A 22,701-nucleotide genomic window follows, 5' to 3' on the forward strand; every position below is an offset into this window, starting at 1 on the left:
CAGGCGGTCGGGAGCCAAGTAGTTGTGCCCTACAACCAGATAGTTGTAGGGTCGAACCATGGCGGATGAGCGTGAGCTTCAGGATGCCGTGGTCCGTTTCGTCCGAGCCTTCGGCCTGCACCAGCCCGACCAGACCCCCTGTGGGCTGCCCGTCCCGGTGTCGGAGGCGCACGCGCTCGGCGAGCTGTCCAGGGACGGCGCGCTTCGACAGAGCGAGCTGACGCAGCGGCTGCGCCTGGAGAAGAGCACCACCAGCCGCCTGGTCACCCAGCTCATCAACCGCGGCTGGGCCGAGCGCGTCCCGGCCCCGGACGACGGGCGCGGCGTGCTGGTCCAGCTCACCGCCGCTGGAGTAAGGGCCGCCGAGCAGTTGGCCGAGGCCAGAGCGGCACGCTTCTCCTCGATCTTGGACCGCGTCCCGGAAGGTGAACGCGACGGCGTCCTGCACGCCCTGGAAATCCTCACGGAGGCAATGGATGAACATTGAGAAGCGGCGCATCCCGCTGCTCATGGCCGGCCTGGCGGTGATCGCCGCGGCGTCGGGCGGGTACGCGCTGGGTGGCCAGAACGGCCGGAGCGAGGCCCAGGCGCAGGCCGCCCGGCAGGCGGAGGTGGCGGCCAAGAGCCGGGAGGTCATGCCGTTCGACCTGGAGCGCACCATGCACCGCTTCGCCAAGACCGGCACCGGGGGTCTGCAGACCGTCACCGCCAAGGACCCCGCCGACGCCCAGCAGGTACGGCTCATCCGCGAGCACCTGGCTGAGGAGGTCGCGCGCTTCAGCAAGGGCGACTTCGGCGACCCCGCGTCCATCCACGGCGGCGAAATGCCCGGACTGCGTGAGCTTGAGGCGGGCCATGACCGGATCGGCGTGCGCTACGCGGAGGCCCCCGCCGGGGCCCGGATTTCTTACACCACCACCGAGCCCGCCCTCGTCAAGGCGCTGCACGCCTGGTTCGACGCCCAGGTCACCGACCACGGGCAGCACGCCGAACACGGATGAATCGCCCCGCTCCAGGAGGCCCGGCCTCCCCGAACGATCGCTCCGCTCACCGCTGACCCAGCTCGAAATCCGCGGACCAGCCGACCTTCCTTAATACCCAACCAGGGTAAGGTTCCGCGGACGGTCGCGACAACCGAAGGAGATCTTCATGCCCGACACCAGCCCGCCGGTACGGCGGTCGCTGTTCCTGCACGCGCCCATCCGGCGCACGCCCCGCATGATGCTGGAGCAGATGCTCGCCCTGGTGGATGACGACACCCCCGCCGACGGCCCCGACGGCCCCGTCGCGGTGCTGGAGCGGCGGCTGGCCGACCTGCTCGGCAAGGAGAGCGCGCTGTTCTTCCCCAGCGGCACGATGGCCCAGCAGACCGCGCTGCGCGTGCACGCCGACCGGCGCGGCCGCCGTACGTTCGCCGCCCATCCGCAGTCGCATCTGGACGTGTGGGAGGAGCAGGGCTACAACGCCGTCCACGGCCTGCGGCTGCGCCGCACCGGCGACCCGCACGAGCTCATGACGGCCGCCGACCTGGCGGCGATCGGCGAGCCGCTCGCGGCGGCCGTCTGGGAACTGCCGCAGCGCGACATCGGCGGCCTGCTGCCCGCGTGGGACGACCTGTGCGGGCAGGTCGAACTCGTGCGCGCCACCGGCGCCGCCACGCACCTGGACGGCGCCCGCCTGTGGGAGGCCCAGACCTACTACCGGCGGCCGTACGACGAGATCGCCGGGCTGTTCGACACCGTCTACGTCTCCCTCTACAAGAGCCTGCAGGGCGTGCGCGGCGCGGTGCTCGCCTCCGACGCGGCCACCGTCGAGGTGGCACGGGTGTGGCGGCAGCGGCTCGGCGGCGGCATCCGCGACGCCTGGCCGCTCGCCCTGGCCGCGCTGGTCCATCTCGACACCCTGGCCGACAGGATGCCCGCCTACCGCGAGCACGCCGTAGCCATCGCGGCCGCCGTCAACGCCGACGGCACCGCCCGCGTCCATCCTGATCCGCCGCAGACTCCGCTGTTCCACGTCCACCTGCCCGCGGACCGGCACGCCGTCGAACGGGCCGGCCAGGCGATCCTCGCCGAGCACGGCATCCAGCTCTGGGGCCGGGTACGTTCGGCGTCCGAGCCGGGCCGCTGCGCCTTCGAGGTCAGCGTCGGCGAGAACGCCATGGAGTTCACCCCCGGCGAGGTGGTCGATCTCCTCCGCGACCTGCTCGCCCGCGCCACCTCCCTCCAGGCTCCGCCGGTGCCGGCCGGTTAGGAGCTCAGAGGCCCAGGAACTCGTGGCAGTGATGTGCGAGGAAGGAGTCGAGGCCGGGCAGAAGGGCCACCACGGCTGGTCCCCCCAGCAGCAGTCCGACGGCGAACGCCCCGGCCAGGCGCTGCCGGCGAGCCAGCGGAGTCCCAGGGTTCAGCATGCGGCGGACGCGGGCCAGCGCCGTCTCGCCGCCTGCGCCCAGCGTGAAGGCGGGCGCGCGGCCCGTGGCGAGCCCCACCAGAGCGGTCGCGATCAGGATGCGGGGGTGCCGACGGGCCGCCACGTCGTCGGCCAGGAGTTCGACCAGCCTGGCGAGCTCGGTTCGGGCCCGCTCGAACAGCGGCACCCCGGGGAACGCCGTCGCCAGGGTCTCCGCTCCCGCCAGGACCAGGTGGTGGCGTCCGCGCAGGTGGGCCTGCTCGTGGGCGAGCACCGCGGCCACCTGCTCGGGACTCAGACTCCGCAACGCGCCCGTCGTGATGACCGCCTTGCCGTGTCTGCCGGGCAGGCAGTAGGCCAGCCGCTCGTCGTAGTCGACGACGATCGCGTCCAACCGTCCGTCGTGCCTGCCCAGCAGCGCCAGCGTCTCCGCGTGCCGGCGCCGCTCCGCATGGGCCCGCACCAGGACCGCACCGGCCCGGCACGCTATCCGGGCCGTCACGGCGCCGGCCACGATGACGGCCACGGCGGTGGTGCCCGCGGTCATGCCCGCCCCGTGCGTCAGCCAGGCGGCGCACGCGGCGAAGAAGGCGGCCAGGCCGTGCCCGACCACCGCGGCGGGCACCGCCAGCGCGAAGGCGGCCAGCAGCACGGAGACCACCACGGAGGCGCACGCCGCCTGCCACAGCGCGATGGCGAGCCTGGGCGCACGGTCGGCCCACCCGGCCCGGTCCAGCAGCCGGGGCAGCACGATGGCGGCCATGACCGGATAGGCCGCCAGCACGGCCGCCGCCGTCACCCGCGCCCCTTGGGCGGGAAGACCTGCAGCGCCGCCTCCAGGGCGGCGGCCTCCTCGGGGGTGAGCCGCTCAAGGAAGTGCACCAGGGTCGCGGCCTGGTTGCCGCTCCTGGCCAGCGACTCGCGCATCAGGTCGGCGGTGTAGGACTCCTTGGACGAGACCGCCTCGTAGACGTACGCCTTGCCGACCAGCCGCCGCTTGAGCAGACCCTTCGTGTGCAGCTTGTCCATCACCGTCATCACGGTCGTGTACGCGATCACTCGCTCCCGGCGCAGGTCCTCCAGCACGTCACGTACCGACGCCGACCGGCGATAGGACCACATCCGATCCATGATCACGGCCTCCAGGTCGCCCAGACCGCGCCCCATGCGAAATCCCTTCAACCGGGCATTTCCTCTGGATCCTACCGGCCCATGCCGGCCCCAGCCGGCCCTGTCTACTATTGTGCGTAGGGACACACCGGTATCCGTGCAGGAAGAGAATGATCGAGCGAGTAGTGGGCCGAGGGCGCCGCCTCCCGCGGTGGGCCCTGCTCCTGCTGCTCGTCATCGGTGTCTGCGGGATGCACACGCTCGGACCTCCCGGCAGGCCGCCGTCCCGGCGCATGGTCCAGTCGGTGCTCCGCAGGTGAGCCGACCAGTCGCACGACCCCCGGCCATGCGTACATCCGACACGACAGGAGTCAGCCGCCCATGTTCAGCAACCGACCGTTCATCCTGCGCATCACGTCCGCGACGGCCGCCGGAGCCGGCGCGCTCGTCCTGCTCACCGCCTGCGGCGGCGGTGGCGACAGCGCGATGTCCGGGCACGCCATGCCCACGACCAGCGGTGCCGCCGCCACGCCCACCGGTACGCAGCCGGCGGCGTCGTTCAACGACGCGGACGTGATGTTCGCGCAGATGATGATCCCGCACCACCAGCAGGCCGTGGAGATGGCCGAGCTGGCCGCGACCCGCGCCAAGGACCCCGAGGTCAAGGAACTGGCCGCGAAGATCAAGGCCGCCCAGGATCCCGAGATCAAGACCATGCGGGGCTGGCTCCAGGAGTGGGGCGAGCCCGTGCCCACCGGCACGGGCGACCTGCGGGGCATGGGTCACGGCATGCCCGGCATGATGTCCGCCGAGGACATGAAGGAGCTCGCGGACGCCAAGGGCGCCACCTTCGACAAGCACTTCACCGAGATGATGATCGCCCACCACGAGGGCGCCGTCGAGATGGCCAGGACCGAGCAGGCCGAGGGGGCCGACCCCGAGGCCAAGGACCTGGCCAAGACGATCGAGTCGTCCCAGCAGACCGAGATCGAGCAGATGCGGCAGATCCTCGACCGGCTCTGACCCTGGCGGGGAGGCACTCACGGCTGCCCTGGACAGGATGATCCTCCTGCCTGAAGCGCGATCAGGCTTCGGGGGCGTCCGTGGCCGGCCGTCGCAGCATGTAGACGTCGATCGGGTCCTGGGCCTCCACGGTGAAGCCGTGCCGCTCGTACAGCCGCCGGGCGGCGCTGCCCCGCAGGACGTTCAGGCGGACGGGGACGCCGTCGGCGTCGGTCCGCCTCAGCAGGGTCCGCAGGACGGCCGACCCGATGCCCAGGCCCTGGAGGGCGGGGTCGAGATAGAAGTGCTCCAGCCACCGCCCGTCCTCGGCCGGACGCACGGCGACGCAGCCGGCGAAGGCGCCGTCCGCCACGATGACCGAGGTGTGCCGCGGGGAGAAGGAGTCGCGCAGCCGCTGCCGGACCCGATGCTCGTCGAACCGTCCCAACCGCTCCAGGTCCGGGCGCATCACCGTCGCCCGCAGCTCGGCGACGGCCTCGACGTCCGCCAGGTCCGCGGGACGCAGCGTCCATGCCACGGGTCGGGCCTGCCGTGTCCTGTCGGCCTTCGCACTCGTACTCATGGTTGGAGTATGTCAACGGCGCTCGGTCCGTCCGCGCGGGCGGTACGCCGGGGCCTCAGTCGTGCCGGGGGATGCCGGAGACCTCATGGTCGGCGTGGAAGAGGACCTCGCTGATGACGGCGCGGACGTGCGCGTCACGGGCCCGGTACAGCACCCGGCGGCCGTCCCGGCGGGTGTGGACGAGGCCGGCCAGGCGGAGCTTGGCCAGGTGCTGGGAGACCGACGGCCGGGCGACGCCGATGGTCTCGGCCAGGGAGCCGACGTCGTACTCGCCGGTGCTCAGCAGCCACATCAGCCGGAGCCGGGTGGCGTCGCTGAGCATGCGGAAGGCGGCGACGGCGGCTTCTACCTGCGCGCCTGTGGGTTGTTCCTGCGCAGGGGTCGCACCTGATTCGTTGTCGCGTGCATACATGACTACATACAATCCGGGCAAACGGGTCAAAGGCAAGCGAGGCAGGCGGATGACGCAGCTTGATCCCCCGGAGCAGGGGCACGGGCACGGGCACGGGCAGGACGGACGCGGCGGCGGAGTGCGGGCGGTGCTGGGCAGGCTCGGCCATGTCTTCGTCCCGCACAGTCACGACAGCGCCGCCAGGACCGACCGCGCATGGGAGTCCAGCGGCCGGGGCATGCGGGTGCTCGGCATCTCGTTCGCCGTGCTGATGGTCACCGCGGCGCTCCAGGCCGTCATCGTGGCCTGGTCGGGCTCGGTGGCACTGCTGGGTGACACGCTGCATAACCTCGCCGACGCGTTGACCGCGCTGCCGCTGGCGATCGCGTTCTGGGTGGGCCGGCGGGCGGCCACGCGCCGTTTCACCTACGGCTACGGCAGGGCGGAGGACCTGGCCGGGATCGTCATCGTGCTGCTGATCGCCGCGTCGGCGGGGCTGGCCGGTTACGAGGCGGTCAGGCGGCTGGTCGATCCGCAGGACGTGCGGGCGCTCGGGCTGGTGGCGGCGGCCGGCGTGGTCGGTTTCGTGGGCAACGAGTGGGTGGCCCGGTACCGGATCAGAGTGGGCCGCGAGATCGGCTCGGCGGCGCTGGTGGCCGACGGCCTGCACGCCCGCACCGACGGCTTCGCCTCGCTGGCCGTGCTCCTGAGCGCGGGCGGCGCCGCGCTCGGCTTCCCGCTCGCCGATCCCGTCGTCGGCCTGCTCATCACGGTGGCGATCCTGTTCGTGCTGCGCGACGCGGGCCGCGAGATCTACCACCGGCTGATGGACGCCGTCGATCCGGAGCTCGTGGCCGAGGCCGAGCGCATCCTGGCGGGCGTGCCGGGGGTGGCGCGGGTCGGTACGGTGCGGCTGCGCTGGATCGGGCACGCGCTGCGGGCCGAGGTGGAGATCGCGGTCCGGCACGACGCGTCACTGATCGAGGCGCACGCGGTGGCGGTGGAGGCCGAGCACCGGCTGATCCACGGGCTGCCGAGGCTGCGGGCGGCCACCGTGCACGCCGACCCGGACGGCCCGGCCGGGGCCGATCACCACGCCGTGCTCGTCACGCACAGGTAGCAGCCCGGCGGGGCCGCCGGACACGCCGAGAACCGGGCGGCGGGGTAGGCCGCGGCCCGGTTCTCGGCGGGGGCGATGGCCTGCAGGGTTACCTGCCGGCCATCGGCAGGGTTACCTGAAGGCGCGCAGCCGGAGGCTGTTGGTGACGACGAAGACGCTGGAGAACGCCATCGCCGCACCGGCGATCATGGGATTGAGCAGGCCCATGGCGGCCAGGGGCAGGGCGGCCACGTTGTAGGCGAAGGCCCAGAACAGGTTGCCCTTGATCGTGCCGAGCGTGCGGCGGGCCAGCCGGATGGCGTCGGCCGCCACCCGAAGGTCGCCGCGCACCAGGGTCAGGTCGGAGGCCTCGATGGCGACGTCGGCGCCGGTGCCCATCGCGAGGCCGAGGTCGGCCTGGGCGAGCGCGGCGGCGTCGTTGACCCCGTCGCCCACCATGGCCACCGCACGGCCGTCGGCCTGCAGCCTCTTGACGACGTCCACCTTGTCGGCGGGCAGCACCTCGGCGATGACCTCGTCGATGCCGACCTCGGCGGCCACGCTGCGGGCGACGGCCTCGTTGTCGCCGGTCAGCAGCACCGGCGTCAGTCCCAGACCGCGTAGCTGCCGGATCGCCTCGGCGGAGGTGGGCTTGACGACGTCGGAGACGACGAGCACGGCCCGGGCCCTGCCGTCCCAGCCGACCGCGACGGCCGTCCGGCCGGCCGTCTGCGCCTCCTCCAGCCGGCGTGCCAGCTCGCCCGGCAGGTGCTGCGACCACTCGGCCAGCAGCCTGGGCCGGCCGACGAGGACGGCGTGACCGTCCACGATGCCCTGCACGCCGAGCCCTTCCACGTTCGCGAAGTCCTCGGGCACCGGCAACTGCCCCACCTTGTCGGCGGCGCCGCGGGCGATGGCCCGGGCGACGGGATGCTCGGAGGCGTGCTCCAGCGCTCCGGCCAGCCGCAGCACCTCGGCCTCGTCCTCACCGTCGGCGACGTGCACGTCGGTGAGGGTCATCCGGCCTTCGGTGACGGTGCCGGTCTTGTCCAGCACGACGGTGTCGACGCGGCGGGTGGACTCCAGGACCTCGGGGCCCTTGATGAGGATGCCGAGCTGGGCGCCCCGGCCGGTGCCGACCAGCAACGCGGTCGGCGTCGCCAGGCCGAGCGCGCACGGGCAGGCGATGATCAGGACCGCCACGGCCGCGGTGAAGGCGGCGGTCGCGCCCGCGCCGGTGCCGAGCCAGAAGCCCAGCGTCGCCAGGGCCAGGGCGATCACGATGGGGACGAACACCCCGGAGATCCGGTCGGCCAGCCGCTGGACCTGCGCCTTTCCGGTCTGGGCCTCCTCCACGAGCCTGGCCATCTGGGCGAGCTGGGTGTCGGAGCCGATGCGGGTGGCGCGCACCACCAGCCGGCCGCCGGCGTTGACGGTGGCGCCGGTGACGGCGTCGCCGGGCCGCACCTCCACCGGCACCGACTCGCCGGTGAGCATCGAGGCGTCCACCGCCGAGGTGCCCTCCTCGATCACGCCGTCGGTGGCGATCTTCTCGCCCGGCCGGGCGACGAAGCGGTCGCCGACGGCGAGCCGGTCGGTGGGGATGCGCACCTCGGCGCCGTCGCGGAGCACGGCCACGTCCTTGGCGCCGAGCTCCAGCAGAGCCCGCAGCGCCGCTCCGGCGCGCCGCTTGGCGCGCGCCTCGAAGTAGCGGCCGGCGAGGAGGAACGCGGTCACCCCGGCGGCGGCCTCCAGATAGATGTTCATCGAGCCGTCGGTGCGGGCGATGGTGAACTCGAACGGGTGCTTCATGCCCGGCTCGCCCGCGGTGCCGAAGAACAGCGCCCACAGCGACCAGCCGAACGCCGCCAGCGTGCCCAGTGACACCAGGGTGTCCATGGTGGCGGCGCCGTGGCGCAGGTTGGTCCAGGCGGCCTTGTGGAACGGCCAGCCCGCGTACACCACGACCGGCGCCGCCAGCGTCAGCGACAGCCACTGCCAGTAGGTGAACTGCAGCGCCGGCACCATCGCCATCGCGATCACGGGGATCGCCAGGACCAGCGAGGTGATCAGCCGCTGCCGGAGGGGCCGCAGCTCGTCGGCTGCCTCTTCGGGCTCCTGCCGCTGCGTCTCCCGAACCGGCGGGGGCGGCAGCGCGGCGGTGTAGCCGGCCTTCTCCACCTCGGCGATCAGGTCGCGGGGGTCGAGCCCCTCGGGGAAGGCGACCTTGGCCTTCTCCGTCGCGTAGTTGACCGTGGCGGTCACCCCGTCGAGCTTGTTGAGCTTGCGCTCGATCCGGTTGGCGCAGGACGCGCAGGTCATGCCGCCGATCGAGAGCTCGACCGAGCCGCCGGACGCCGGCGGCCTGTCATCGGTGACAGGAGCCATCACCTCTCCTTTCTCACGTCCTGTCCGGCTCAGTGACCGTGGTCGCCGTGCGCGTCGGACTTGGTCGGCGTGGGCTTCGGGGCCCGGGTGGCGGTCTGGGCCGCGGGTGCCGGAGCCTGACCTGCGTGCACCGTGAAGGCGGCGGTGCGGACCTCTCCCTCGTGCTGGAAGTCCAGGAACAGCCGGTAGCTGCCCGCGCTCGGAGCCTCGGCGTGGAAGACGATCTCCGGGCCGGGGCTCGTCCTGCCGTCGCCGGGCTCCCCGTCGGGGTGCACGTGCAGGTAGGCCAGGTCACCGCCGCGCAGGGCCACCAGGTGGCCGTAAGCGCCCAGGTAGGGCTGCAGGTCGGTGACCGGCTTGCCGTCCTTGCTCACCGTGAGGGCCAGCCGGCTCGACCGGCCCGGCACGAGTTCGCCTTCCAACTCGACCGTATACCCGTCCACGCTCGCCGTGCGGCTGACCGCCGGCAGCGCCTCGGGCGCGTAGTCGCCGGCCACGAGCACGTCGGCCCCCAGCGTCAGCGCCTCGCCGCCGGTCGGCTCGAAGTCGGCGAACATCCGGTACGCCCCCGCGTCGGGGAGGGTGAGCTTCACCGACCAGACGCCGTCGGCGCCCAGCTCCGGGTGCAGGTGCTGGAAGTCGCCGAGGTCGCGTGGCACCAGGATGAGGTGCAGCTTCTTGTCGTGCGCGATCTGGTAGTCCGTCACCGGCCTGCCGTCGGGTCCGGTCACGGCGAACCGGAAGTCGGTGGGCTCACCGGGCTTGATCGCTCCGGTGAGCGGGGTGAGTGTGTGTCCGTTGTCCGACACCTGGAGCCCCCCTGGGGTATCTATGGCGGCCCCGGCCGGCGCGGTCGCGGGCTCGGCGTGGGAGTCGTGACCCGGGGTCGCGGCCGCCGGGGCGGGGGCGTCCGATCCCACGGCGTTGCCCAGCCCCAGCGCCCCGCCGAAGACCACGGCGAGCCCGAGGGCGTAGGTGCCGAGCTTGGCTGCTGTGTTCATGACTGCTCTGCCACTTCGTATCCGGCCTCCTCGACCGCCGCGACGATCCGCGCGCGGTCCACGGGGCTCTCACTGCCGACGGTCAGCAGGCCGGTGGCCAGGTCCACCTCGACGGCGGTCACCCCGGGCACCTCGCCGACCTCCTCCTCGACCGAGCTGACGCAGTGGCCGCAGGTCATGCCCTTGACGGTGTAGGTGGCGGTGGTGGACATGTCGTTCACTCCTTCGTGGTGATCAGGAACGGACCAGGCGGGCGATGGCGTCGGCGGCCTCCTTGACCTTGGCCTGCGCCTCCGCGCCGCCCTTGCGGGTCGCCTCGGCGACACAGTGGGCCATGTGCTCTTCCAGCAGGGCGATGGCGAAGGACTGCAGCGCGCTGTTGGCGGCGGACACCTGGGTCAGGATGTCGATGCAGTACTTGTCGTCCTCGACCATCCGCTGCAGGCCGCGGATCTGCCCCTCGATCCGGCGCAACCGCCGCTGGTGCTCCTGCTTCGTGTCGGTGTAGCCCGCCATGTGTGGTCTCCCCTCGGGTGCACGCTCCCCTCCTCCAACACTATACCCCCCTATGGTATTCCGAACGTCCGGCGCGGTGTCTCCGGCGCCGCATCCGCGTGCCGTGCACATGAGCCCTCCTTCGCCTTATACCCTGAGGGGGTATCTTCCGATGCAAGGAAGCTAACATACCCCCATGGGGTTTGCAACGATCAGTGGCGCCCCGTCCTCCCGCCTGCCGAGGTCACCGGTGGTGGTACGTCACCAGGGCCGACGCCGCGAACACACAGGCGGCGGCCACCGCGCCCATCACCCAGCCGTAGCCGACCGCCTGAGCCAGCGTGATGGCGGCCAGCGGCGCCAGCGCCTTGGCGGCCACCGCGAACGCGGCGATCCGGCCGGACAGCGTGGCGTAGGCGGCGGTGCCGTACCGCTCGGCCAGCAGATGCGGCAGGGTGATGGTCCCGACACCGAACCCGAACCCGAACAGCAGCACGCAGCCGACCGCGCCCGGCACCGACCGTCCCGCCGGCGGCAGCAGCAGGGCGGCGGCGCCCTGGAGGGTGAAGACCGTGGCGGCGACGAGCGCGGCGGGCGCGCGACGTTGCAGGCCCGTGGTGACCAGCCGGCCCGTCACCGACAGCACTCCCAGCAATCCGGCCAGCGCCGCGGCGAGGACCGGCGGGTGTCCCAACTGGACGAGATAGCTGATCAGCAGCACCGCGATCACGGCCACCGCGCCGCCGTGCGCGGTGAACGCGGCCACCAGCAGCCAGAACGGCCGTGCCCGGGTGGCCGTCCTGACGATGTCCGCCCGCCTCGCCGACGCGGCGGGCCGGTGGCGCGTGGCGGCCCGGCGGCGCAGCACGAACGCGTGCAGCGGGATCGCGGCCCCACCGTAGACCAGGGCGAGGACGACCAGCGCCGGCCGCCAGCCGTGCCGCTCCACCAGCAGCCCGGTCAGCGGGAGGAAGATCGCCGAGGCGAAGCCCGCGACCATCGTGACCCCCAGCAGGGCGTTCGCCCGCTCCTTGCCGTCGAACCAGCTCACGACGACGGCCAGCGCGGGTTCGTACAGCACCATCGCGCAGGCGACGCCGATGGCGGTGAACACCGCGTAGAGCTGGGGCAGGCTGTCCACCCGCGACCAGGCCAGGACGGCGGCCGTACCGAGGACCGAGCCCGCGGTCATCAGCCCGCGGCCCCCACGAGCGTCGAGGACCCGGCCGACCAGCGGCGCGCACAGGGCGGTGATCAGCACCGAGAGGGTGAGCGCCGCCGCGACCTGCGGGCCGCCGGCCCGCAGGTCGCGGGCCATGGGGGCGAGGAAGACGGAGAAGGCGTAATAGAGCACGCCGTAGCCGATGGTCTGCGTGACGGCCAGCGCGGCGACGATCCGGCGCCCGTGGCCGCGACGCGGACGGCCGCCGCCCGCGTCACCCGGGGAGGCGGCCCCGGCGGGGGTCATGAGCGACCGCCGGAACGGAAGCGGGGGTGCGGCCCCTCCCGGGCGACGGTGGAGCGCCCGTCCGCCACGTGCCCGTCCGGCGCGGTGGGGTGTCCGGTGGGAGGTCCGGTGGGGTGTCCGGTGGGGTGACGGGCCGACACGGCTGGGTCTCCGGCCGAGCGGTCCAGGTGCCGCCGGGCCAGCCTGGCCAGCGCCGCGTCCAGGGGCTGGACGCGCCCGGGCAGCCGCCGCGCACCGTCCCACCATGTGACGGCGCTGATCTCAGCGCCGGGGACGAAACCGTCGTAGGCCACCACGGCGCCGGTCACGCGGGCGGCGTAGAGCGCCGCGTACTCGATCCGCCGTCCGGCGCCGAGAGCGAACCGGGCGTAACCGGCGAAGGTCAGGTCTTCGACCTGCCGGCCGGTCTCCTCGCGCAGCTCCCGTACGGCCGCCTGCCGCGGCGTCTCCCCCGGATCGATCAGCCCGCCCGGCAGCTCCCAGCGCGCCCGTTCCCGGTTGAAGACCAGCAGGAGCAGGTCACCGTGCCACAGCGCGGCCAGCGCCAGCGGCATGGGGGCGTCGTCGCGCCGGACCGGCTCACCGGCCGGGTGGAAGGCCAGCAGCGCGTTGCCGTCCTCGTCCATGGCGAGGGGGTGGTCCATGGCCCTCCTCCCGGAGCGGCTTCGGCGCGGTCATCCGCCAGGTCCGCCCGCACGGCGAGCGAAGTCTCCTGTCACGTAAGGGTGGAGCTCAGGGTCGTGCGCGGGGCGCCGTCGCTTCGAGACGCCGGCGGCGGAGCTGTTCGGCGAACTCCCTGGCCATGGCGAGCTGCTCGCGCAGCCTCTCGGCGCGGTCGGCCACCGCCCGCTCGAACAGGTGCAGCCGCCCGCCCAGGGTCGGGTCGTCGTCGCCGGCCGCGATCCGGTCGGTGATGTCGAGCAGGTCGCGCATCTCCTCCAGGCTGAACCCGAGCGGCTTCATCCGCTTGATGAGGGCGAGCCGGTCGATGTCGGTCTCGCCGTAGAGGCGGAAACCGCCGGACGTGCGCCCGGGGACGACCAGGCCGACCTCCTCGTAGTGCCGGATCGTGCGCAGCGACAAGCCGAGCCGCTCGGCCACCTCGCCGATCCGGACCAGCCCCTCGGCCATCGCGCTCCTCCCCCTCGTCGCAGCCGGCTCTCGCCTCCTCACCGGCGCTGGAGGCGTGCGGGGGGTGCTTGTGGGCCTGCAGCGGGTGAGCACGCGGCGAAGCGGAACCCCGCTGGCAGGCCGCGATCAACCCTACTCTCACGTGAGAGGAGAGGGGAAGGCCCGCACGCGGCGTCAGTGGTGACCTTGGCGGGGGTGTCCGCATACCGGGAGCTTGCCCACGCTGGGCGATCATCGTCGTGTGCTGGACAGGCGGCGGTTCCTGGCGTTGGGCCTGACGGCCGGTCTGCCCTCCCTGGTCAGATCGCCGTCGTGGGCTGATCCGTTCACGCTGGGCGTCGCCAGCGGCGACCCGTCCCCCGACGGTTTCGTGTTGTGGACCCGGCTGGCGCCCGTGCCGCTGGCCGAGGACGGGCTCGGCGGGATGCCCGCCGCCGCGGTGCCGGTGCACTGGCAGGTGGCGACCGATCCGGGCTGCACCCGCGTCGTCCGCCAGGGCTCCCAGGACGCGGTCCCCGAGTGGGCGTTCAGCGTGCACGTCGAGGTCGCGGGGCTGCGGCCGGACAGCGAGTACTGGTACCGGTTCAGGGCGGGCCCGTACGAGTCGGCCGTCGGGCGGGCCGTGACCGCTCCCGCGCCGGGCTCGCCGGCCCGGCCGCTGCGCCTGGCGGTGGCCTCGTGCGCCAACTACCAGCACGGGTACTTCACCGCCTACGCCGGGCTCGCCGGCGAGCGGCCCGACCTGGTGCTGCACCTGGGCGACTACATCTACGAGCAGGGCTCCGACCGGGAGGTGGAGCCGGGCGGCAACGTGCGCGCGCACGAGGGCCCCGAGGCGGTCACCCTGGCCGGGTACCGGCTGCGGCACGCCCTCTACAAGACCGACCCCGACCTGCGGGCCGCGCATGCCGCCGCGCCCTGGCTGGCCGTCATGGACGATCACGAGGTGGTCAACAACTGGACCGGCCTGGTCCCGGCGGAGCGGCGCGCGGCGGCCTTCCGCGCCTACTACGAGCACATGCCGCTGCGCCCGAGCGCCCGGCCGGACGGTCCGGCCATGCGGCTGTACCGGCGGCTGCCGTGGGGCGACCTGGTCACCTTCCACCTGCTGGACGCCCGCCAGCACCGCGATCCGCACCCGTGCGGCCACGGCTACGCCTCCTGCCCCGAGCCCCTGCCCGCCGGGCACAGCATGATCGGGGCGGACCAGGAGAGCTGGCTGCTGGACGGCTTCCGCCGGTCCCGCGCCCGCTGGGACCTCGTCGGCCAGCAGGTCTTCTTCGGCCGCCGGGACCGCGACCCCGGCCCCGGCCTGGTGGTTCGGCAGGACGCGTGGGACGGCTACGCCGACTGCCGCACCCGCGTCACCGACGGCTGGCTGCGGGCCGGCGTCCGCAACGCCGTGGTGCTCACCGGGGACGTGCACGCGCACTGGGCGGGGAACCTGGCGCTCGACTACGACGACCCGGCCTCCCGGATCGCCGGGACGGAGTTCGCGGTGACCTCGATCAGCAGCGGCGGCGACGGCCATGACGCCGATCCGGCCGATGACGCGCTGCTGGACGGCAACCCGCACCTGCGTTTCCATCTGCGCCGGCGCGGTTACCTCCTGCTGGACGTGCGGCCCGGCTCCCTGACCGCCGATCTCAAGGTCGTGCCGTACGTGAGCGCGCCGGGCGCCCCGGTCAGGAGCGCGGCCACGTTCACCGTCGCCGACGGGGTGCCGGGGCTGCCCGCCCCGGGGTGACCGGGGTCAGGCGCGCGACTCGCGCCAGCGCTTGAAGAGGTCGTGGCCGGTCACGGCCAGCACGCCGAGCGCCGAGACGGTGGCGAACGCGTCGGGCGCCATCAGCCCGCCGACCTCCGTCAGGAAGGCGGGGTTGAAGAACCGTCCGCTGTACAGGATCCAGGCCAGGGGCAGGGCGAACAGCGCGCCGGCGGCCGCGTGCGCGGCGACCAGCGGGGTCGTCCATCGGCCGGCGGCGATCCGGACCAGGCCGAGCACGACCTGGGCGGCCAGGCCGGCGAGGACGGGCCAGATCCAGCCCGACCACAGGGCGGGGTCGAGAACCGGCAGCCGCTCGCCGCCGTCGGCCGCGTACGGCTTGGCGAGGTGCTGCCAGACGATCAGCCCGAGCAGCAGCGCGTCCACCACCACGCCGCCGATCGCGGCGCCGCGCCTGCCCGGTCCGGGGACGTCGGGCAGGTCGTCGGGTGTCCAGGCCGCGCCGCGGGTCACGCCGCGCCCGCCGAACCGTTCGACCAGCGCGAACAGCACCGTCAGCCAGGCGATGAGCTGGGCGCCGACCGTGAGGACCGCGCCGAGGCCGGAGCCGATCACCGACCCGAGGTCGTGGCCGTCGAGGACGTCGGCCACCACCGTGACCACGGTGACGATCGGCAGCACGGTGGCCAGCAGGACGGTGAGCAGGCGGACGTAGGCGGGGTAGAGGCCGGCCCCGATCAGGGCGAGCGGCCGGTCGGCGTAGCGGGCGGCGAGCCGGATCGGGTCGCCCATCTCGGTGAGCACTTCGCGCTCCGCCGCGCCGTGCCCGGCCGGCTCGCGCGCCTCGATGGTGTCGGCGATCGTGGCGCGTAGCTCGTCGGCGACGTCTTCGCGCTGGTCGGCCGGGATCCGCCGTACGACCTCGTGCACGTAGCGCTCGGTCAGCGTGTTGGGGGCCATCAGCCTTCCTTGGTCAGTCGTGAGATCGAGGTGACGAGGTCCCGCCACTCCCGCACCAGGCGGGCGCGCACCAGGGAGCCCTCCGGGCTGACCCGGTAGAACTTCCGCGGCCGGGACTCGTCGGTGTTCCATTCGCTGGCGAGCAGGCCCTGCTTCTCCAGCCGGCGCAGCAACGGGTAGAGGGTGTTGCCGTCGACGGTGACCCCGGCGTCGTTGAGCGTCTCCAGCAGCGCGTAGCCGTACTGCGGCTCCTCCAGCAGGGCCAGGCAGGCGAGCACGACCGTGCCGCGGCGCAGCTCCTGGGCCTGGGTGAGGATCAGCTCTTCTGAGGTCACGCGTCACACGATACTGTGCGGCACACACTAATGTCCATGGCACGCCGTCCGTTGGGGTGATGTGGTTGGGTTTGTCCTAGTTCGGGCACGATGGCTGCCGGGGGAAGGAGCGCGTCATGACGTTCGCGATAGGCGGCGACCTGACGGTCCACCGGCTCGGGTACGGCGCCATGCAGCTCACCGGCCCCGGCGTCTGGGGGCCGCCGCGAGACCACGACGAGGCCGTCCGGGTGCTGCGGCGCGCGGTCGAGCTGGGCGTCGACCTCATCGACACCGCCGACTCCTACGGCCCGTACGTGTCCGAGGAGCTGATCAAGGAGGCGCTGCACCCGTACCCGGAGGGTCTGGTCATCGCCACGAAGGCGGGGCTGGTGCGCACCGGCCCGGACCGGTGGCTGCCGGTGGGACGCCCGGAGTACCTGCGCCAGGAGGCCGAGATGAGCCTGCGCCGCCTCGGCGTGGACCGCCTCGACCTGTTCCAGTTACACCGCGTCGACCCCGCCGTGCCGCTCGCCGACCAGCTCGGCGTCTTCACCGAGCTGCAGAAGGAGGGCAAGGTGCGGCACATCGGCCTGTCGGAGGTGTCGGTCGAGGAGATCGAGCAGGCCCGCCGGCACGCCGAGATCGCCACCGTGCAGAACCTCTACAACCTCACCAACCGGCAGTCCGAGGCGGTGCTGGACCACTGCGAGGCCGAGGGGATGGGGTTCATCCCCTGGTTCCCGATCGCCACGGGACAGCTCGCCAGGCCCGGCGGCCCGCTCGCCGCGCTGTCCCAGGAGACCGGCGCCACCCCGGCTCAGCTCGCGCTGGCGTGGCTGCTGCGCCGCTCCCCCGTCATGCTGCCCATCCCCGGCACGTCGTCGGTGAGCCATCTGGAGGAGAACCTCGCCGCCGCCGGCGTCACCCTGACGGCGGAGCAGTACACCAACATGTCACGCCTGGCCTGACCTCCCGGGGCGGAGGCTCGGGACCAACGGAAACCTTCTCGCCCTTCTGATGCGAGAAATACCCACAAATCCGAGAGAAGTCCGCCGCAGTTGGGTTTTTCTCCGTCCCGGCCATATACCTTTCGCACCGCGCCCCCGCCGTCCCGGTCCGCCTCCCTCCGCTGCTCCTACGCTGTCTCCGTCCTGAGGCGGCGGCGAGGGGAGGACGGGTGCTGGGCCTGCACGACTGCCTGACCGAGGTCATGGCCATACCGGGAGCGTTGGACGCGATGCTGCTGGACCAGACCAGCGGCATGGCGGTCCTCGCCAGCGGGGCGCCCGACGGCGTCGACACCGAACGCTCCGCGGCCGCCCTGACCGAGACGCTCCGGGCCACCGTGGACGGGCTGGCGCGTTCGTGCCCGGGAGACACGGTCCGCATCGACGACATGCTCGTCACCACCGACCACGGGCACCACCTGCTCAGGCTGATGGAGACCGCCTTCGAGGGGCCGCTCGTCATCTACGTACGGCTCGACCTGGACCGGGCGAACGTCGCGCTGGCGCGGTTCCGCCTGCAGCACATCTCGACCCGGTTGCTGGCGTGACCCATGGCCGCACTCGACACGCTGCTGTCCGGACTGGCTCAGGAGCGCTCCACGGGGGCGCTCCGGGTCGGCCGGGCCGGGACGGTCTTCCTCGACGAGGGCCGGGTGACGTACATGGAGTGCGCCCACACCCCCGGCGTCGAGCGGATCCTCGCGGCGCGCGGCCGGATGCCGGAGGCGGCGCTGCGCCGGTTCCAGAGCGACGGCGGCAGCGAGCGGCTGCTCGCCGAGGGGCCCGTCACGCTGGGCGAGCTGCAGTTCTGCGTGCTGGGCGCCGTCCTGGACGCCGCCTTCTTCCTGCTGCCGTCGTCCGGGACGCGGCCGAAGTTCCGTCCCGGCGAGCGGCACTGGCTGGGCGGCTGCTGGTTCTTCGACGTGCGGGGCCTCGTGCGGGAGTGCGCGCGCCGCCGGGCCCACCTGGCGCGGACCTGGCCGTCGGCCGACGTGGACGCCGCACCGGTACGGCCGGTCCCGCGGCTGGCCGGGCAGGGCGTCACGCTCAGCCGGGTGCAGTGGGAGGTGGTCACCCACGCCGACCACGAGCTGACGCCGCTCGAACTCGCCCGGCGGCTGGGCCGGTCCGGATACTCGGTCCTGCTGGCCGTACGGGAGCTTGCGGCGGCGGGGCTGCTGGTGCCGACGCCGCCCGGGGAGGACCGTCCGGCGCTGCCGAAGCGCTCCCGGCAGGCGGCCCGGGCGAAAAGCGGCCCGGGTGACGGGCCGGGGTCCGCGGCGAGGGCGGACTCCGGACCCGGACCCGGACCTGGAGCCGGGCTCATCGGGCCGGCCGTGACGGCGGATCCAGCGGACCTGGAGCTGCTGATGCGGCTGAAGAAGGCCCTGGAGGAGCTGTCATGAGGTTCGCCCAGAGGTTGTCGCTGAGAAGGAGGCCGCCGGTGGAGCTCCGTGACGAGCTGCTGCGGGAGGAGGTGCTGCGGGAGATGGTCCTCCTGCGCGAGCGCACTCCGGACATCACCGGCAGCGTGGCCTGCACGGTGGACGGGCTGCCCCTCGCCTGCGATCTCGCCGCTCGCGAGGGCGACCGGACGGCCGCGCTGACGGCCGCACTGGTCGCGATGAGCAGGCGCATGCTCTCCCTGTCCGGCAGGGGCGATCTCCAGGAGACGCTCATCTCGGGCAGCGCCGGGTTCGCCGCGTTCTACGCCGCGGGCCCCACGATCGTCCTCACAGTCCTGGCCCGGCCCGGCACGAACCTCGGGCTGCTCCGGCTGGAGGGGCACAAGACGGCGGCCACCGTGGCCGCCATCGCAGCACGGATCCGATGACCGTCACGAAAACGGAGGAAAGCATGGCCAGCATGGACGTCTCCCTCAAGGAGATGATGGGGATCGACGGCTCGCTCGGCGCGGCGGTCGTGGACCACGGCAGCGGCATGACGCTGGGCGCCCTCGGCGGCTCGAAGGAGCTGGACCTGCAGGTCGCGGGCGCCGGCAACACGGAGGTGGTCAAGGCCAAGCTGCGCACGATGGACTCGCTCGGGCTGAAGGACGCGATCGAGGACATCCTGATCACGCTCGGCACGCAGTACCACATCATCCGGCCGATCAGCGGGCGCGGCGGCAAGGGCCTGTTCCTCTACCTCGCGCTCGACCGGAACCGGGCCAACCTGGCGCTGGCCCGCCACCAGCTCCGCTCCATCGAGGAGAAACTGGACGTCTAGGCCGCCCGGGGGCGCGCCCCGCGGTGTCGCCCCCGACGCCCGCTCAGGCCTGGATCAGCGTGAACAGCCCGGCTGCCACGAGCGCGACCGCCCACATGCGGTCCACGTTGAACCAGGCCCGGCGCAGGACGGTCAGGCCGGCCACCTCGTAGACGGTGACCGCCACCACGGCCGAGACCACGACCATCCCCACCGTGTGCAGGGCCGCGACGCCCAGCCCGGCGGTGACCGACTGGGCGGCGTGCGTCAGGTGGCCGGCGTGCTCCTGCCCGGCGGGCCGCAGGCCGGTGAACACCGGGATCAGCATCAGCCCGGCGCCGTGCGCCGACGACATGAGGAACGACCAGCCGGCGAGCTGCGGCAGCGACAGCCGCATGCCCACCCAGCGGAAGTGCCGCTTCGACAGCAGCCGCCACAGGCCGAACCCCACCAGCACCACGCCGCCCGCGATCGACAGCACGGTCGCCGTGGTGAGCGAGCCGGTGACGCCGACCACGACCGCGACCAGCGCGACGGACCCCAGATGCCCGGCCGCGATGGCCGGCAGGGACGCGAGCAGCTTGTCCCTGCTTCGTTCCTGCAGGCCGCGGGCGACCGCGAACAGCCAGCCCATGGCCGGGTTGAGGCCGTGGAAAGCGCCCAGCAGCAGGGCCGTCGCGATCGTCATGGTCGGCGGATCGTCACGGATAGCAGTAGGAGTCGGACGACGCGTCGCCGCCCTGCAGCCTGACCTGGTGCGCGCGCAGGCCGCGGAAGTCGTCGCCGTGCGGGAAGAACCGCTCGTCGAAGGTGAACGGCCCGGTGTCGACCTTGGCCAGCCAGGCCCCGACGCCTTCGGGGTAGAACTGGTCGTCCCAGGCGCCGTACAGGGAGTTGCTCACGTAGAGGCGCCGGCCGTCCCTGCTGACCTCGATCATCTGCGGCCCGCCGCGCAGCCGTTCTCCGCCGGCCGGGTGCGGCTCGCCGCGCACGATGCCGCCGATGCGCAGGGAGCCGATCTCCACCGGTTTGAACGGGTCGCCGACGTCGAACTGCTTGAGCTCCCCGGTGCCCCAGCAGGAGACGTAGAGCCGCTGGTCGTCCACCGAGAGGTCGATGTCCGTGACCAGCGGCGGCACCGCGCCGAACGGCTTGAGCACGTCCGGCAGGTCAGCGGGGTCGGCCGGTTCGGCGGGGATGTCGATGACCTTGCGCGCCTGCCAGCGGCCGTCCTCGTGGAACCAGGTCCACACCGAGGCCGACAGGTCCTCGACGCTGGTGACGACGCCGACGAACCCGTAGGTCCGGGTCGGGTCGTGGGCGGGACGCAGTTCGAGCGGCATCTGGTACTGGTCGCCGAGGTCCACCTCCTGCAGGTGGCGGCGCTTGCGCAGGTCCCAGAAGTGCAGCCGGTGCCCGTACCTGCGGCCGAGCAGCAGCTCCCCCACCACGCCGTTCTCGATCATGGATGGGGTGCCCCACTCGGAGGTGATCACCACGTCGTGGTTGATGTGCCACCAGAAGTCGTAGGCGAGGTACTGCGGGCCCCGGTCCATCTCCCACCGGCCGAGCACCTCGAACGACTGGTGGTCGAGGACGGCGATCCCGCCCGGGCCGTCCTGGCCGTCGGCGCCGCCGAGCGCGGAGACGTACAGGCCCTCGGGGCCGCAGTGCACGGTGTGCGGGCGGGAGTAGCCGGCTCGGCGGGCCAGTTCCTCGGCCTCGACCACCTTGACGATCTCCGGGCTGACCCGGTCCTTGGTGTCGAGGATGTAGATGCGCGAGGAGCGGATGCCGGGCACGACGAGGTAGCGGCGCTCGACGTGCGGGTGCGGGGCGTACGGGCACAGGGCGCTGCTGCAGGCGTTCCAGCCGAAGTGGTGCAGCTCGTCGCCCGTGGTCGGCAGCTCGGTCCAGCCGGCCACGCCGCCGTAGCCGGGCGAGTCGGGATCGGTGTCCAGGACGGCGATGGCGTCCGGCCGGGCCGCCTGGCGGTCGAACGCGGCGACGTAGGCGTACCGCTCCGCCGGCGCGGCGGCGGCGTCGCGCGGGGAGGGGTAGAAGGTGGGATCCGGTGTCCAGAGCGCCATTCCTCCATGCTTTCCCCCTCACCTACCGAGTCAATAGGTATGGGGGTTTCGGGGGCCAAACATGACACACCTGCGGAGATCGACTTCATTGACGCGGAGCTGACACCCGACCTGTCAGGCTGCACGCTGATCGGCCGGTCAATTCCATCCGTAGCAATCGAAAGAGGGTCACATGAGACGTGCGCTATCTGCCGCCATCATCGCGTTGGCGGCATTCGGGGGCACAGCCGCGATGTCCGCTCCCGCGTTCGCCGCGAGCACCTCCGGCGACGAACCCATCGTCATCACGAGCGACCAGCTCACTCCCCGGGAGTGCCGTGACCTCGTCGTGTACGAGAACGGCGAACGCCACGTCGTCCACCGCAGGGCCGGCCACGACGACTGCCGGCCGCACCGGAAGGTGCGGTGCGGGACCGAACTGGTCGACCACCGCACGGCCGGCCGCTGGGAGGTCCGCTTCCGCGACCGGAGGGGCGTCGTGCACACGCGCGAGTTCCGGCACCGGGCCGACGCCGACCGTTTCGTGGCGCGGAACGCGCGGGTCGTCAAGAAGGACAGGCACGTCATCAGGTGGATCGGCTGCTCGCACCGCTGAACCGCCGACCGGGGCGCCCCCGGGGCGGGGGCGCCTTCCGCCGTCAGCGACGGGCCGGGCGCATGCGGCGGGTCAGGGCGACACCCGCCGCCACCCCTCCCGCCGCCAGGACCGCCAGGGCCGTCAGGCCGACGATCGGCAGGCCGTCGGGCGAGGCGCCGGCCGCGACCCGCGCGGCGGGGGTGGGCGACCAGGTGAGAGGCGGGTGGGTCGGCGGGGGGCCGGCGGTGCCGAGCGCGGCGAGCAGGGCACGGGTGACCATGGGGGCGTCGGCGGAGAGCCGCAACGGCCGGCCGCCGGCCGGGACGGTCAGGTTGCCCGAGCAGCTCGACGTGGTCAGCGCCTCCCCGTCGGCATGGGCGAAGATCAGGTAACGTTCGCCCACCCGGAACTCGAACCCGCAGGCCGGCCCCTCCACCCGGCTGGACACCTCCGCCAGCAGCCCCACCTCGCCCTTGTAGACATGGTCGGCGCGCAGGGTGGCGGTGACCTTCCCGCCGTCCTCCGTCGGTTCGACCAGCCGCACCTCGGTGGCCCTACCGGTGAAGACGGCCGCCGCCTCGGCCACCCGTTGCTTCGGGGTGAGCCGGGCGCAGGAGCAGGCCACGGCCGGGCCGGCGGTGATGGTCAGCATGCCCGCCAGCAGCGCGAGCACGAGGAGGATGCGCGACGTCATGTCCCTCCACACGTGTGCCGCGCGAAGGTGGTTCACCCACGGCGT

General features: G+C 73.0%; 28 protein-coding genes. 12 read left to right on the top strand and 16 right to left on the bottom strand.

All coding sequences use genetic code 11. From position 1 onward, the window contains the following. The first annotated feature begins 58 nt into the window (after window positions 1-58). The 3 genes from ACGF0J_RS30450 (at window position 59) to ACGF0J_RS30460 (ending at window position 2,253) form a co-directional block, all read left to right on the top strand. Complete coding sequence (locus ACGF0J_RS30450) at window positions 59-487, top strand: MarR family winged helix-turn-helix transcriptional regulator (protein WP_393151256.1); 429 nt, start codon at window positions 59-61, stop codon at window positions 485-487. Next, the gene (locus tag ACGF0J_RS30455; RefSeq protein ID WP_393151258.1) at window positions 477-1,001 is read left to right on the top strand and encodes a hypothetical protein; all 525 of its coding nucleotides are present in this window, start codon (window positions 477-479) and stop codon (window positions 999-1,001) included. The genes ACGF0J_RS30450 and ACGF0J_RS30455 overlap by 11 nt, the downstream gene beginning before the upstream one ends. 148 nt (window positions 1,002-1,149) lie before the next feature. Next, window positions 1,150-2,253 (top strand): threonine aldolase family protein, encoded by a 1,104-nt coding sequence (locus ACGF0J_RS30460; RefSeq protein ID WP_393151260.1) that lies wholly within the window; start codon window positions 1,150-1,152, stop codon window positions 2,251-2,253. Between the two features lie 4 nt (window positions 2,254-2,257). Here the strand turns inward: ACGF0J_RS30460 and ACGF0J_RS30465 are convergent, their stop codons facing one another. Together ACGF0J_RS30465 and ACGF0J_RS30470 are read right to left on the bottom strand one after the other, a co-directional pair. Further along, on the bottom strand, window positions 2,258-3,208 hold the full coding sequence (locus ACGF0J_RS30465) for a M56 family metallopeptidase (RefSeq protein WP_393151262.1): 951 nt from the start codon (window positions 3,206-3,208) through the stop codon (window positions 2,258-2,260). Then, window positions 3,205-3,576: a BlaI/MecI/CopY family transcriptional regulator gene (locus tag ACGF0J_RS30470; protein WP_393151264.1), complete on the bottom strand. Its 372-nt coding sequence runs from the start codon at window positions 3,574-3,576 to the stop codon at window positions 3,205-3,207. The genes ACGF0J_RS30465 and ACGF0J_RS30470 overlap by 4 nt, the downstream gene beginning before the upstream one ends. 324 nt (window positions 3,577-3,900) lie before the next feature. Here ACGF0J_RS30470 and ACGF0J_RS30475 point away from each other — a divergent pair, with 324 nt between their 5' ends. Then, the gene (locus ACGF0J_RS30475) at window positions 3,901-4,542 is read left to right on the top strand and encodes a DUF305 domain-containing protein (RefSeq protein ID WP_393151266.1); all 642 of its coding nucleotides are present in this window, start codon (window positions 3,901-3,903) and stop codon (window positions 4,540-4,542) included. A 61-nt stretch (window positions 4,543-4,603) separates the two neighbouring features. On the opposite strand, the gene ACGF0J_RS30480 is transcribed toward ACGF0J_RS30475, so the two are convergent. Continuing rightward, a complete protein-coding gene (locus ACGF0J_RS30480; protein ID WP_393151268.1) occupies window positions 4,604-5,104 on the bottom strand; it encodes a GNAT family N-acetyltransferase in 501 nt (166 codons plus the stop codon). Between the two features lie 55 nt (window positions 5,105-5,159). Then, window positions 5,160-5,516, bottom strand: coding sequence for an ArsR/SmtB family transcription factor (locus ACGF0J_RS30485; RefSeq protein ID WP_393151271.1), 357 nt, complete (start codon window positions 5,514-5,516; stop codon window positions 5,160-5,162). On the opposite strand from ACGF0J_RS30485, the gene ACGF0J_RS30490 reads away from it, so the two are divergent. After that, window positions 5,515-6,615 (top strand): cation diffusion facilitator family transporter, encoded by a 1,101-nt coding sequence (locus ACGF0J_RS30490; RefSeq protein ID WP_393151273.1) that lies wholly within the window; start codon window positions 5,515-5,517, stop codon window positions 6,613-6,615. The genes ACGF0J_RS30485 and ACGF0J_RS30490 overlap by 2 nt on opposite strands. Before the next feature lie 111 nt (window positions 6,616-6,726). Here ACGF0J_RS30490 and ACGF0J_RS30495 read toward each other — a convergent pair whose 3' ends face one another. From ACGF0J_RS30495 to ACGF0J_RS30525, 7 genes are all read right to left on the bottom strand, one after another. Further along, the gene (locus ACGF0J_RS30495; protein WP_393151275.1) at window positions 6,727-8,982 is read right to left on the bottom strand and encodes a heavy metal translocating P-type ATPase; all 2,256 of its coding nucleotides are present in this window, start codon (window positions 8,980-8,982) and stop codon (window positions 6,727-6,729) included. Between the two features lie 29 nt (window positions 8,983-9,011). Then, on the bottom strand, window positions 9,012-9,983 hold the full coding sequence (locus ACGF0J_RS30500) for a hypothetical protein (RefSeq protein ID WP_393151277.1): 972 nt from the start codon (window positions 9,981-9,983) through the stop codon (window positions 9,012-9,014). Then, window positions 9,980-10,195: a heavy-metal-associated domain-containing protein gene (locus tag ACGF0J_RS30505; protein WP_393151278.1), complete on the bottom strand. Its 216-nt coding sequence runs from the start codon at window positions 10,193-10,195 to the stop codon at window positions 9,980-9,982. Before ACGF0J_RS30505 ends, ACGF0J_RS30500 begins: the two co-directional genes overlap by 4 nt. A 22-nt stretch (window positions 10,196-10,217) precedes the next feature. Further along, on the bottom strand, window positions 10,218-10,499 hold the full coding sequence (locus ACGF0J_RS30510) for a metal-sensitive transcriptional regulator (RefSeq protein ID WP_393151280.1): 282 nt from the start codon (window positions 10,497-10,499) through the stop codon (window positions 10,218-10,220). 223 nt (window positions 10,500-10,722) lie between these two features. Beyond that, on the bottom strand, window positions 10,723-11,946 hold the full coding sequence (locus ACGF0J_RS30515) for an MFS transporter (protein ID WP_393151282.1): 1,224 nt from the start codon (window positions 11,944-11,946) through the stop codon (window positions 10,723-10,725). Beyond that, window positions 11,943-12,590 (bottom strand): NUDIX domain-containing protein, encoded by a 648-nt coding sequence (locus tag ACGF0J_RS30520; protein ID WP_393151284.1) that lies wholly within the window; start codon window positions 12,588-12,590, stop codon window positions 11,943-11,945. The genes ACGF0J_RS30515 and ACGF0J_RS30520 overlap by 4 nt, the downstream gene beginning before the upstream one ends. A gap of 88 nt (window positions 12,591-12,678) precedes the next feature. Next, a complete protein-coding gene (locus ACGF0J_RS30525) occupies window positions 12,679-13,077 on the bottom strand; it encodes a MerR family transcriptional regulator (RefSeq protein WP_393151286.1) in 399 nt (132 codons plus the stop codon). Between the two features lie 241 nt (window positions 13,078-13,318). Between ACGF0J_RS30525 and ACGF0J_RS30530 the strand changes: the two genes are divergently transcribed. Then, complete coding sequence (locus ACGF0J_RS30530) at window positions 13,319-14,824, top strand: alkaline phosphatase D family protein (RefSeq protein WP_393151288.1); 1,506 nt, start codon at window positions 13,319-13,321, stop codon at window positions 14,822-14,824. Window positions 14,825-14,830: 6 nt separating this feature from the next. Here the strand turns inward: ACGF0J_RS30530 and ACGF0J_RS30535 are convergent, their stop codons facing one another. Next, window positions 14,831-15,763: an HAAS signaling domain-containing protein gene (locus ACGF0J_RS30535; RefSeq protein WP_393151290.1), complete on the bottom strand. Its 933-nt coding sequence runs from the start codon at window positions 15,761-15,763 to the stop codon at window positions 14,831-14,833. Next, window positions 15,763-16,098 (bottom strand): PadR family transcriptional regulator, encoded by a 336-nt coding sequence (locus ACGF0J_RS30540; protein WP_393151292.1) that lies wholly within the window; start codon window positions 16,096-16,098, stop codon window positions 15,763-15,765. The genes ACGF0J_RS30535 and ACGF0J_RS30540 overlap by 1 nt, the downstream gene beginning before the upstream one ends. A gap of 116 nt (window positions 16,099-16,214) precedes the next feature. Between ACGF0J_RS30540 and ACGF0J_RS30545 the strand changes: the two genes are divergently transcribed. From ACGF0J_RS30545 to ACGF0J_RS30565, 5 genes are all read left to right on the top strand, one after another. After that, entirely contained in the window at window positions 16,215-17,048 is an 834-nt protein-coding gene (locus tag ACGF0J_RS30545) for an aldo/keto reductase (RefSeq protein WP_393151294.1), read from the top strand. A 209-nt stretch (window positions 17,049-17,257) separates the two neighbouring features. Continuing rightward, window positions 17,258-17,635 carry a roadblock/LC7 domain-containing protein gene (locus ACGF0J_RS30550; protein ID WP_393151296.1) on the top strand — a complete coding sequence of 126 codons (378 nt, stop codon included), beginning with the start codon at window positions 17,258-17,260 and terminating at the stop codon, window positions 17,633-17,635. A gap of 3 nt (window positions 17,636-17,638) precedes the next feature. Continuing rightward, window positions 17,639-18,493 carry a hypothetical protein gene (locus ACGF0J_RS30555; protein ID WP_393151298.1) on the top strand — a complete coding sequence of 285 codons (855 nt, stop codon included), beginning with the start codon at window positions 17,639-17,641 and terminating at the stop codon, window positions 18,491-18,493. A 38-nt stretch (window positions 18,494-18,531) separates the two neighbouring features. Next, complete coding sequence (locus ACGF0J_RS30560; protein ID WP_393151300.1) at window positions 18,532-18,921, top strand: roadblock/LC7 domain-containing protein; 390 nt, start codon at window positions 18,532-18,534, stop codon at window positions 18,919-18,921. Window positions 18,922-18,944: 23 nt separating this feature from the next. After that, window positions 18,945-19,316: a hypothetical protein gene (locus ACGF0J_RS30565; protein ID WP_393151302.1), complete on the top strand. Its 372-nt coding sequence runs from the start codon at window positions 18,945-18,947 to the stop codon at window positions 19,314-19,316. 43 nt (window positions 19,317-19,359) lie between these two features. On the opposite strand, the gene ACGF0J_RS30570 is transcribed toward ACGF0J_RS30565, so the two are convergent. Together ACGF0J_RS30570 and ACGF0J_RS30575 are read right to left on the bottom strand one after the other, a co-directional pair. Next, window positions 19,360-19,983, bottom strand: coding sequence for a hypothetical protein (locus tag ACGF0J_RS30570; RefSeq protein ID WP_393151304.1), 624 nt, complete (start codon window positions 19,981-19,983; stop codon window positions 19,360-19,362). Between the two features lie 13 nt (window positions 19,984-19,996). Continuing rightward, window positions 19,997-21,385: a selenium-binding protein SBP56-related protein gene (locus ACGF0J_RS30575; RefSeq protein ID WP_393151306.1), complete on the bottom strand. Its 1,389-nt coding sequence runs from the start codon at window positions 21,383-21,385 to the stop codon at window positions 19,997-19,999. Window positions 21,386-21,557: 172 nt separating this feature from the next. Between ACGF0J_RS30575 and ACGF0J_RS30580 the strand changes: the two genes are divergently transcribed. Next, window positions 21,558-21,980, top strand: a complete 423-nt coding sequence (locus ACGF0J_RS30580) for a hypothetical protein (protein WP_393151308.1) — start codon at window positions 21,558-21,560, stop codon at window positions 21,978-21,980. 43 nt (window positions 21,981-22,023) lie between these two features. On the opposite strand, the gene ACGF0J_RS30585 is transcribed toward ACGF0J_RS30580, so the two are convergent. After that, entirely contained in the window at window positions 22,024-22,656 is a 633-nt protein-coding gene (locus tag ACGF0J_RS30585) for a hypothetical protein (RefSeq protein ID WP_393151310.1), read from the bottom strand. Window positions 22,657-22,701: the final 45 nt, after the last annotated feature.

This window comes from Nonomuraea sp. NPDC047897 (assembly GCF_043204415.1).
In the GTDB taxonomy this organism is placed as follows: Bacteria; Actinomycetota; Actinomycetes; order Streptosporangiales; family Streptosporangiaceae; genus Nonomuraea.